This is a genomic window from Pseudomonas fluorescens (genome assembly GCF_041354075.1).
GTDB classification, from domain to species: domain Bacteria; phylum Pseudomonadota; class Gammaproteobacteria; order Pseudomonadales; family Pseudomonadaceae; genus Aquipseudomonas; species Aquipseudomonas fluorescens_CE.
This window is the reverse complement of the sequence record NZ_JARZGC010000035.1, coordinates 18293-28764: the sequence shown is the minus strand read 5'-3', so window position 1 is coordinate 28764 and position 10472 is coordinate 18293. Positions and strand designations below refer to the sequence as shown.

The following is a 10472-nucleotide window of genomic DNA, read 5'->3' as shown; positions in this document are numbered from 1 at the left end:
GGTCTCGGAGTTTGGTATATGAGACTTCGCGAATGCGGTGTGTCATTCAACATTAATGTCGGCTGACACACCGCATTCGCGAGCAAGCCCGCTCCCACTCTTTTTGCGGTGATCAATAAATCACAGGCAATAAAAAACCGACCCTGAGGTCGGTTTTTCAGTGAGCGCGTCGCTTAGGCAGCAGCGGCAACGTTCAGGGCCTTGACGTGGCCATTCAGGCGGCTCTTATGGCGAGCGGCTTTGTTCTTGTGGATGATGCCTTTATCGGCCATACGGTCGATAACTGGCACAGCCAAAGTGTAAGCGGCTTGAGCCTTTTCAGCGTCTTTTGCGTCAATGGCTTTAACTACATTCTTGATGTAGGTACGAACCATGGAACGCAGGCTGGCGTTGTGGCTGCGACGCTTCTCAGCCTGTTTAGCACGTTTTTTGGCGGAAGGTGAGTTGGCCACCGTCGAGCTCCTCGAAAGACTTTTTAGGAAATAGCAAACAAAATAGGCCGCGAATCATGCCGATGAGTTGAAGTCTTGTCAAGGGCGGGTGAGACGTTCCGCTAAGTGGTAGGTATAAAGAGGCGGGAGATTTCTTTCCGGCGTTTGACCTGTAAACTCGCGAGCTTTGGCTCTGTGCTGTTGCGGCGCGGAGTATCGCACAAGTAGGCGCATTGTTCGCCTGCTGTTTATCGACAGGCACGAACTCTTTTAATGAACCTGCTCAAATCGTTGGCCGCCGTCAGCTCTATCACGATGCTTTCCCGGATTCTCGGGTTCGTTCGTGACACCCTCATCGCGCGTGCGTTCGGCGCAGGCATGGCGACTGACGCCTTCTTCATCGCGTTCAAGCTGCCCAATCTGTTGCGCCGAATTTTCGCTGAGGGCGCTTTTTCCCAGGCCTTCGTGCCGATTCTGGCGGAATACAAGAACCAGAAGGGCGAGGAGGCGACTCGCACGTTCGTGGCTTATGTCAGCGGTCTGCTGACGCTGGTGCTGGCGCTGGTGACCGCATTGGGCATGCTGGCCGCCCCCTGGGTAATCTGGGTGACGGCGCCGGGCTTTACCGACACCCCGGAAAAATTCGAGCTGACCTCCAGCCTGCTGCGCGTGACCTTTCCTTATATATTGCTGATCTCCCTGTCTTCCCTGGCTGGAGCCATCCTCAATACCTACAACCGTTTCTCGGTGCCGGCCTTCGTGCCGACCCTGCTCAACGTCAGCATGATCATCTTTGCGGTGTTCCTGACGCCGTATTTCGATCCGCCGGTCATGGCGCTGGGTTGGGCCGTCCTCGCCGGTGGCCTGGCGCAATTGCTGTATCAGCTGCCGGCCCTGAAAAAGATCGGCATGCTCGTGCTGCCGCGCCTGAACCTGCGTGACAGTGGCGTCTGGCGTGTCATGAAGCAGATGCTGCCGGCGATCCTCGGGGTCTCGGTCAGTCAGATTTCGCTGATCATCAACACCATTTTCGCGTCGTTCCTGGTGGCGGGCTCCGTGTCGTGGATGTATTACGCCGACCGGTTGATGGAGCTGCCGTCCGGGGTGTTGGGAGTGGCGCTGGGCACTATCCTCTTGCCAACCCTGGCCAAGACCTACGCGAGCAAGGACCGCACGGAGTATTCGCGGATTCTCGACTGGGGTCTGCGCCTGTGCTTTGTGCTGGTGCTGCCGTGCTCACTGGCCCTGGGAATCCTGGCGGAGCCGCTGACGGTTTCGCTGTTTCAATACGGTCAGTTCAGCGCCTTCGATGCGTCCATGACGCAACGGGCGCTGATCGCCTATTCGGTCGGGTTGCTCGGCATCATCGTGATTAAAGTGTTGGCGCCGGGCTTTTATGCGCAACAAAACATCCGTACACCGGTAAAAATCGCGATTTTCACGCTGATCGTCACACAGTTGTTCAACCTGTTGCTGATCGGGCCGCTGGCTCACGCCGGCCTGGCCCTGGCCATCAGTGCGGGCGCGTGCCTGAATGCCGGGTTGCTGTTCTATCAACTGCGCAGGCAGCAGATGTACCAGCCGCAACCGGGCTGGGCGAAATTCGGCGCCAAGCTGGTGGTTGCGGTGTTGGTGATGTCTGCGGTATTGCTGGTGGCCATGCACTTCATGCCGGCCTGGGACCAGGGGCATATGCTCGAGCGCTTCCTGCGCCTGGGCGCGTTGGTCGTGGCCGGTGTCGTGTCGTATTTCGGCATGTTGCTGTTGATGGGCTTCCGTTTGCGCGATTTCAATCGCAGGTCGTTGAGCTAAAGTCTTTGCCTTGAAAAACACGGGCGGGCCGGCAGTTTTGTCGGCTCGATCACTTTGGGTTACGGTGCTGCCTGTCGTCGGCCGCCGGGTGTGGTTATAATCGACCACTTTATGAGCAAGAAGCGCGTTATGCAGCTGGTTCGAGGCCTCCACAACCTGCGCCCCCGGCATCGGGGCTGTGTCGCCACTATTGGCAACTTTGACGGTGTTCACCGTGGCCACCAGGCTATCCTGGCGCGGCTGCGTGAGCGTGCGCGCGAGTTGGGCGTACCCAGCTGCGTGGTGATTTTCGAGCCGCAGCCACGGGAATTTTTTGCCCCCGATACGGCGCCGGCGCGTCTTGCCCGTTTGCGCGACAAGCTGCAGCTGCTGGCGGCCGAAGGTGTCGACCGGGTCCTGTGCCTGGCGTTCAATCAACGCCTGAGCAAGCTCAGCGCCAGCGAATTCGTCGATACCATCCTGGTCGACGGCCTGGGCGTGAAGCACCTGGAAGTGGGTGACGATTTCCGATTCGGCTGTGACCGGGTCGGCGATTTCGAATTCCTGCAACAGGCCGGTGTCATGCAGGGCTTTACCGTCGAAGCGGCACAAACCGTGGAACTCGACGGTATTCGCGTCAGCAGCACCCAGGTGCGTAATGCCCTGGCGGCGGCCGACTTCGCCCTGGCCGAACGCTTGCTCGGCCGTCCGTTCCAGATCACCGGGCGGGTGTTGCACGGCCAGAAGCTTGCCCGTCAATTGGGTACGCCCACGGCCAATATTCAACTCAAGCGTCGCCGCGTGCCCTTGACCGGGGTTTACCTGGTCAACGTCGACATCGACGGCAAGACCTGGCCCGGTGTCGCCAACATCGGCGTACGACCAACGGTCCAGGGGGATGGCAAAGCCCACCTCGAAGTACATCTTTTGGATTTTGCCGGCGACCTGTACGACCGGCGTTTGACCGTGGTGTTCCACCACAAGCTGCGTGAAGAGCAGCGTTTTGCCTCCCTGGAGGCCTTGAAAACGGCGATCAACGCGGATGTCGCCGCCGCCCGTGCACTAGCCGCACCTAGCGCCCATCGCTAATGAAGAGCCTTAAATGACCGACTATAAAGCCACGCTAAACCTTCCGGACACCGCCTTCCCAATGAAGGCCGGCCTGCCTCAGCGCGAACCGCAGATTCTGCAGCGCTGGGACAGCATTGGCCTGTACGGAAAGTTGCGCGAGATTGGCAAGGATCGTCCGAAGTTCGTGCTTCACGACGGTCCTCCGTACGCCAACGGCACGATTCACATCGGTCATGCGCTGAACAAGATTCTCAAGGACATGATCATCCGCTCGAAGACCCTGTCGGGCTTCGACGCGCCTTACGTCCCGGGCTGGGACTGCCACGGCCTGCCGATCGAGCACAAGGTCGAAGTGACCCACGGCAAGAACCTTGGCGCGGACAAGACCCGCGAGCTGTGCCGCGCCTACGCGACCGAGCAGATCGAAGGGCAGAAAACCGAATTCATCCGTCTGGGCGTGTTGGGCGACTTCGCCAACCCCTACAAGACCATGGACTTCAAGAACGAGGCCGGTGAAATCCGCGCCCTGGCCGAAATCGTCAAGGGCGGTTTCGTGTTCAAGGGCCTGAAGCCCGTGAACTGGTGTTTCGACTGCGGTTCGGCCTTGGCCGAGGCGGAAGTCGAGTACGAGAACAAGAAGTCCTCGACCATCGACGTGGCGTTCCCGATTGCCGACGAAACCAAGCTGGCGGCTGCGTTCGGCTTGCCGTCGCTGGCCAAACCGGCTTCGATCGTGATCTGGACCACTACCCCGTGGACCATCCCGGCCAACCAGGCGTTGAACGTCCACCCGGAATTCAACTACGCCCTGGTCGATGTCGGCGACAAGCTGCTGGTACTGGCTGAAGAGCTGGTGGAGTCCTGCCTGTCCCGTTACGGCATCGAAGGGTCGGTGCTGGCCACCGCGAACGGCGCGGCGCTGGAGCTGATCAATTTCCGTCATCCGTTCTACGACCGCCTGTCGCCTGTTTATCTGGCTGACTACGTCGAGCTCGGCGCCGGCACCGGTGTGGTTCACTCCGCCCCGGCCTATGGCGTCGACGACTTCGTGACCTGCAAGAAGTACGGCATGGTCAACGATGACATCCTCAACCCGGTGCAAAGCAACGGCGTATACGCGCCGTCGCTGGAGTTCTTCGGCGGCCAGTTCATCTGGAAGGCCAACCCGGCCATCGTCGACAAGCTGACCGAAGTCGGTGCGCTGATGCACACCACCGTCATCGAACACAGCTACATGCACTGCTGGCGCCACAAGACCCCGCTGATCTATCGCGCTACCGCGCAATGGTTCATCGGCATGGACAAGCAGCCGACCACGGGCGACAGCCTGCGCCAGCGCTCGCTCAAGGCCATCGAAGAGACCCAGTTCGTTCCGGCCTGGGGCCAGGCACGCCTGCATTCGATGATCGCCAACCGCCCTGACTGGTGCATTTCCCGTCAGCGCAACTGGGGTGTGCCGATCCCGTTCTTCCTGAACAAGGAAAGCGGCGAACTGCACCCACGCACCGTCGAGCTGATGGAAGAAGTCGCCAAGCGCGTCGAAGTCGAAGGCATCGAGGCCTGGTTCAAGCTGGACGCCGCTGAACTGCTGGGCGATGAAGCGCCACAGTACGACAAGATCAGCGACACCCTGGACGTCTGGTTCGATTCGGGTACCACCCACTGGCACGTCCTGCGCGGTTCGCACCCGATGGGTCACGAAACCGGTCCGCGCGCCGACCTCTACCTGGAAGGCTCCGACCAGCACCGTGGCTGGTTCCATTCGTCGCTGCTGACCGGTTGCGCCATCGACAACCACGCGCCTTATCGCGAACTGCTGACTCACGGTTTCACCGTCGATGAAGCCGGGCGCAAGATGTCCAAATCCCTGGGCAACGTGATCGCTCCGCAAAAGGTCAACGACACCCTGGGCGCCGACATCATGCGTCTGTGGGTGGCATCGACCGACTACTCCGGTGAAATGGCGGTTTCCGAGCAGATCCTGCAACGCAGCGCCGACGCCTACCGGCGTATCCGTAACACCGCGCGCTTCCTGCTTTCCAACCTGACCGGCTTCAACCCGGCCACCGACCTGCTGCCGGCCGATGAAATGCTGGCGCTGGACCGTTGGGCCGTGGATCGCACCCTGCTGCTGCAACGTGAGTTGCAGGAGCATTACGGCGAATACCGCTTCTGGAACGTCTACTCCAAGATCCACAATTTCTGTGTGCAGGAGCTGGGTGGTTTCTACCTCGACATCATCAAGGACCGCCAGTACACCACCGGCGCCGACAGCAAGGCCCGTCGTTCGTGCCAGACCGCGCTGTTCCACATCAGCGAAGCGCTGGTGCGCTGGATCGCCCCGATCCTGGCGTTCACCGCCGACGAGCTGTGGCAGTACCTGCCGGGCGAGCGCAACGAATCGGTCATGCTCAACACCTGGTACGAAGGCCTGACCGAACTGCCGCAAGGCTTCGAGCTGGACCGTGCCTACTGGGACCGGATCATGGCGGTCAAGGTCGCGGTCAACAAGGAAATGGAGATCCAGCGCGCGGCCAAGGCCGTCGGTGGCAACCTGCAAGCCGAAGTGACGCTGTTCGCCGAAGAGGCCCTGAGCGCCGACCTGGCCAAGCTGAGCAACGAGTTGCGCTTTGTGCTGATCACCTCCACCGCCAGCGTTGCACCCTTGGTGCAGGCACCGGCCGATGCGGTGGTTACCGAAGTCAGCGGCCTGAAGCTGAAAATCGTCAAGTCGGCCCACGCCAAGTGCGCCCGTTGCTGGCACTGCCGTGAAGACGTCGGCGTGAACCCGGAGCACCCGGAAATCTGCGGTCGTTGCGTCGACAATATCAGCGGTACTGGCGAGGTTCGTCACTATGCCTAATGGCGTTGGTCGTTTCGGACGGCTGAGCTGGCTCTGGTTGAGTTTGCTGGTCCTGGTCATCGACCAGGCCAGCAAGTTCTACTTCGAAGGCTCGCTGAGGATGTACCAGCAGATCGTGGTGATCCCCGATTACTTCAGCTGGACCCTGGCTTATAACACCGGTGCAGCGTTCAGCTTCCTGGCCGACAGCTCTGGCTGGCAGCGCTGGTTGTTCGCCCTGATCGCCGTCGGGGTCAGCGCGGTGCTGGTGGTGTGGCTCAAGCGTCTCGGGCGCAACGAAACCTGGCTGGCCGTCGCCTTGGCGCTGGTGTTGGGTGGCGCGCTGGGCAACCTGTATGACCGCATCGCCCTGGGCCATGTGATCGATTTCATCCTGGTGCATTGGCAGAACCGCTGGTATTTCCCGGCGTTCAACTTCGCCGACAGTGCAATCACTGTGGGTGCCGTGATGCTGGCGCTGGACATGTTCAAATCCAAAAAGACTGGAGAAGCCGTTCATGACTGAACAGGTAGTGGCTGAACAACGCATCCGCGAGCACACGGAAGTCACTTTGCACTTTGCACTGCGCCTGGAGAACGGCGACACGGTCGACAGCACTTTTGACAAGGCCCCGGCGACCTTCAAGGTCGGCGACGGTAACCTGTTGCCGGGTTTCGAAGCCGCATTGTTCGGCTTCAAGGCTGGCGACAAGCGTACGCTGACCATCCAGCCGGAAAACGCATTCGGCCAGCCCAACCCGCAAAACGTGCAGGTCATCCCGCGTTCGCAGTTCAAGGACATGGAGCTTTCGCCAGGATTGCTGGTGATCTTCAACGATGCGGCCAATACTGAACTGCCGGGTGTGGTGAAGGAATTCGATGACGAGCACGTGACCATCGACTTCAATCACCCGCTGGCCGGCAAGACACTGACCTTTGACGTGGAAATCATTTCCGTTACGGCGCTCTAACTGGCTGAACTGGAAAATGTGGGAGCGGGCTTGCTCGCGAAAGCGGTTTAACATTCAACATCATTATTGCTGACTGTAAGATCGTTTTCGCGAGCAAGCCCGCTCCCACCCATGAGCGCAGGGCAAGACACGAGGCACACCATGCAAATCAAACTCGCCAACCCCCGTGGCTTCTGTGCCGGCGTGGATCGGGCGATCGAAATCGTCAACCGCGCCCTGGAAGTCTTCGGCCCGCCGATCTATGTGCGCCACGAAGTGGTCCACAACAAATTCGTCGTCGAAGACCTGCGGGCGCGCGGCGCGATCTTCGTCGAGGAACTGGATCAGGTGCCGGACGACGTCATCGTGATCTTCAGTGCCCATGGCGTCTCCCAGGCCGTGCGCAGTGAAGCTGCCGGTCGTGGCCTGAAGGTCTTCGATGCGACCTGTCCGCTGGTGACCAAGGTGCACATCGAAGTCGCGCGCTACAGTCGCGACGGTCGTGAATGCATCCTCATCGGCCATGCCGGTCACCCGGAAGTCGAAGGCACCATGGGCCAGTACGACGGCAGCAACGGTGGCGCGATCTACCTGGTGGAAGACGAAAAAGACGTCGCCGAACTGCAGGTGAACAACCCTGACAAACTGGCGTTCGTGACCCAGACCACCCTGTCCATGGACGATACCAGTCGCGTCATCGATGCCCTGCGCACACGTTTCCCGGCCATCGGCGGCCCGCGCAAGGACGACATCTGCTACGCCACGCAAAACCGCCAGGACGCCGTCAAAACGCTGGCCGACGAGTGCGATGTGGTGTTGGTGGTCGGCAGTCCCAACAGCTCGAACTCCAATCGTCTGCGTGAACTGGCCGAACGCATGTCCACCCCGGCCTACCTGATCGATGGCGCCGAAGACCTGCAAAAAAGCTGGTTCGAGGGTGTCGAGCGAATCGGCATCACGGCCGGTGCTTCCGCCCCGGAAGTGCTGGTGCGAGGCGTGATCCAGCAATTGCAGGCCTGGGGTGCCACCGGCGCCGATGAGTTGGCCGGTCGCGAGGAGAACATCACGTTCTCCATGCCCAAGGAATTGCGCGTTCGTTCGATCTAGTTCACTTCTCGCATAATCCCTGCCTGGTTTTATCGTTGGCCAGGCGGGTGCGGCCGCTCGGCGCCACCACCACCTGCAGCCGGCTCACCGGTTCGCTGGCGTCGCAGAGGTACAGGGTTCCGGCATTGAATGACTTCGACGGTGCATGCAGCATGCCCAGCCTGTCGAAGCGTATCCCCCGCCTGAACCACCAATTACCGACCATGCGCACGCCCGAGGCGTTCGTGTGCTCGGTCACCAGCGGATTGTCCGGGTCCTCCGCTCCCTTGCCGCTGAGGTCGAAAATGATTCGCCAGCCCCGGCCCCAATCCCCGTCGATGCCATGAATCACCACGGTCTGATGGTGGGTGATGGCCAGCGTCCGGGCGCTGCGGATACCGTGGATGATCGACTTCGCCGCTTCGTCTCGATGCATGGATTCGGTCACCGTCGCGAGTGCCGGACTGATCAGGTGCAGAACAATCCCGACAATTGTCAGTCCCATAAGCAGTTCGATCAGGCTGAAACCCTGCTGGTGCATGACATCTCCCTCCATGGAGCGGGGCAGGCGCGCAATCCTTGCGCAAGTAATGGCAAAACAACCGCACATCTGTCGGTCGAATGTTCTAGCGTGTAACAGCAGGTATAGCCGACGGCAACGGAGGGCACCGATGGATCATCGTACAAAAGGTTTCACGCTGATCGAGTTGCTGATCGCGCTCGCGGTTTTCCTGATTCTCATCACGATGGCCGTGCCCATGTTCACTCGTTCGGTACAGGGGACACGGGCCGATACCGAGATCAGCGACCTGCAACGGGGTTTGAATTATGCCCGGCTCGAGGCAATCGATCGGGGCATCACCACCCGGGTGCGGCCAACGGCCGGCGGCAGTGGCTGGACCGGAGAGCTGTCGGTCTATGACAGCACGGGCAATGCGCCCAATGTATTGCGGGTTGTTCCCGCGATGAGCAGCGGAGCGACTCTGACGCTAACCTCAGGAGTGACCGCCATCGATTTCAACAATCTGGGCGGCCTGTCGGCACCTTCGACAGCGGTGGTGATCAACTATGTACTGGGGACGCAGAGCAGGACGCTGAACGTGTGCTTGAATGGACGAATTCTATTGGGTGGAAGTTGCGGATGAGGGTAGGGAGCGCACGAGCACAGGAAGGCACCACGCTGATCGAGGTTCTGGTGGCACTGCTGATCCTGACCGTCGGCCTGCTGGGCGCGGCGGCGTTTCAGCTCAATGCGCTGAAGTACACGGACAGTGCGCGCATGAGCAGCCAGGCGAGTTTCATCGCCTATGACATGCTGGACCGCATCCGCGCCAATTCCGGTGCGGACTACACCGTGACACCGCCGACCTCGGGCAACCTGAATGTCGCCCGGGATCAGGACCTCTACGACTTCACTTCCAACATCACCGCTTTACTGGGCAGCACCGCCACCGGATCCGTCACCCTCAATCAGCGGGTGTACACCATCACCATCAATTGGGACGACTCACGCGCCGCCAACGAGGCCAACACCCGGCGCAGCCTGGTGGTGACCAGTCGTGCGGCGGTCGACCCGGTGGCGACGCCATGAATCGACGCAATCACGGGTTCGGCCTGATCGAACTGCTGGTGGCCCTGGCATTGGGGTTGGTGGTGGTGCTCGGCGTGGCGCAGATTTTCATCGCGGCCAAGAACACTTACGTCAGTCAGAACTCAGCGGCCAACATGCAGGAGGACGCGCGTTTCGTGCTGAGCAAGATGATTCAGGAAATCCGCATGGTGGGGATGTTCGGTTGTGTGGGGACGATTGCCGACGCCAGTGACGGTACGACCTTCGGCGTGGCCCAGGCTACGCCTGTCAGTTGGGACAATGCCAATCTCAAGCTGACCCTGGTCACCGCTGACGTGGGCACGACAGGCGGGACGCCGACCTGGACGGTGGTCTCCGATTGCCGCAATACGGCCACCGCGTATTCCAACGCAAGGGTGCCGGCCAGTGGGCAATTGGCGTTCCCGATTCGACGCTTGATCTACAGCCTCAAGAACAATCAGCTGACGATGGGGGTCGGCGTCGGGACGCCGGCCCAGGCGGTTCTGATCGATAACGTCAGCGCCTTCAATGTCAGCTTTGGCGTGGCGAGTTCAGCGAGCGATGTCGCTGCCTCCAGCTACAGCAGTAATCCGGCGGACGCTGCGCGAATCCGCAGCGTGCGCCTGACGTTGACCCTCACCGATCCGGCACGGCAGGTTCGCGATCAAACCTTCAGCGTGGTTGCCGCCTTGCGCAACCGCCTGCCATGA

At 60.5% G+C, this 10472-nt stretch carries 11 protein-coding genes; 9 read left to right on the top strand and 2 right to left on the bottom strand.

Annotation, left to right across the window (positions count from 1 at the left end; genetic code table 11):
* Window positions 1-173: 173 nt before the first annotated feature.
* A complete protein-coding gene (rpsT, locus tag QIW53_RS26405; RefSeq protein ID WP_371052535.1) occupies window positions 174-452 on the bottom strand; it encodes a 30S ribosomal protein S20 in 279 nt (92 codons plus the stop codon).
* Window positions 453-704: 252 nt separating this feature from the next.
* On the opposite strand from rpsT, the gene murJ reads away from it, so the two are divergent.
* The 6 genes from murJ to ispH all read left to right on the top strand — a co-directional run bounded on the left by murJ (window position 705) and on the right by ispH (window position 8192).
* The gene (murJ, locus tag QIW53_RS26400; protein ID WP_371052534.1) at window positions 705-2243 is read left to right on the top strand and encodes a murein biosynthesis integral membrane protein MurJ; all 1539 of its coding nucleotides are present in this window, start codon (window positions 705-707) and stop codon (window positions 2241-2243) included.
* A 129-nt stretch (window positions 2244-2372) separates the two neighbouring features.
* On the top strand, window positions 2373-3311 hold the full coding sequence (gene ribF, locus QIW53_RS26395) for a bifunctional riboflavin kinase/FAD synthetase (RefSeq protein ID WP_371052532.1): 939 nt from the start codon (window positions 2373-2375) through the stop codon (window positions 3309-3311).
* Window positions 3312-3324: 13 nt separating this feature from the next.
* Window positions 3325-6156, top strand: coding sequence for an isoleucine--tRNA ligase (ileS, locus tag QIW53_RS26390; RefSeq protein ID WP_371052531.1), 2832 nt, complete (start codon window positions 3325-3327; stop codon window positions 6154-6156).
* Window positions 6149-6661, top strand: coding sequence for a signal peptidase II (lspA, locus tag QIW53_RS26385; protein ID WP_371052529.1), 513 nt, complete (start codon window positions 6149-6151; stop codon window positions 6659-6661). Before ileS ends, lspA begins: the two co-directional genes overlap by 8 nt.
* On the top strand, window positions 6654-7106 hold the full coding sequence (gene fkpB / locus QIW53_RS26380; protein WP_371052527.1) for an FKBP-type peptidyl-prolyl cis-trans isomerase: 453 nt from the start codon (window positions 6654-6656) through the stop codon (window positions 7104-7106). The genes lspA and fkpB overlap by 8 nt, the downstream gene beginning before the upstream one ends.
* A 141-nt stretch (window positions 7107-7247) precedes the next feature.
* Window positions 7248-8192: a 4-hydroxy-3-methylbut-2-enyl diphosphate reductase gene (gene ispH, locus QIW53_RS26375; protein ID WP_192309028.1), complete on the top strand. Its 945-nt coding sequence runs from the start codon at window positions 7248-7250 to the stop codon at window positions 8190-8192.
* 1 nt (window position 8193) lies between these two features.
* Here the strand turns inward: ispH and QIW53_RS26370 are convergent, their stop codons facing one another.
* Entirely contained in the window at window positions 8194-8712 is a 519-nt protein-coding gene (locus QIW53_RS26370) for a GspH/FimT family pseudopilin (RefSeq protein ID WP_371052525.1), read from the bottom strand.
* A 130-nt stretch (window positions 8713-8842) separates the two neighbouring features.
* On the opposite strand from QIW53_RS26370, the gene QIW53_RS26365 reads away from it, so the two are divergent.
* The 3 genes from QIW53_RS26365 to QIW53_RS26355 are packed head-to-tail and all read left to right on the top strand — an operon-like array spanning window position 8843 to window position 10472.
* Window positions 8843-9316, top strand: a complete 474-nt coding sequence (locus tag QIW53_RS26365; protein ID WP_371052524.1) for a GspH/FimT family pseudopilin — start codon at window positions 8843-8845, stop codon at window positions 9314-9316.
* Window positions 9313-9762, top strand: coding sequence for a type IV pilus modification protein PilV (gene pilV, locus QIW53_RS26360; protein WP_371052523.1), 450 nt, complete (start codon window positions 9313-9315; stop codon window positions 9760-9762). The genes QIW53_RS26365 and pilV overlap by 4 nt, the downstream gene beginning before the upstream one ends.
* Window positions 9759-10472, top strand: coding sequence for a PilW family protein (locus QIW53_RS26355; protein WP_371052521.1), 714 nt, complete (start codon window positions 9759-9761; stop codon window positions 10470-10472). The genes pilV and QIW53_RS26355 overlap by 4 nt, the downstream gene beginning before the upstream one ends.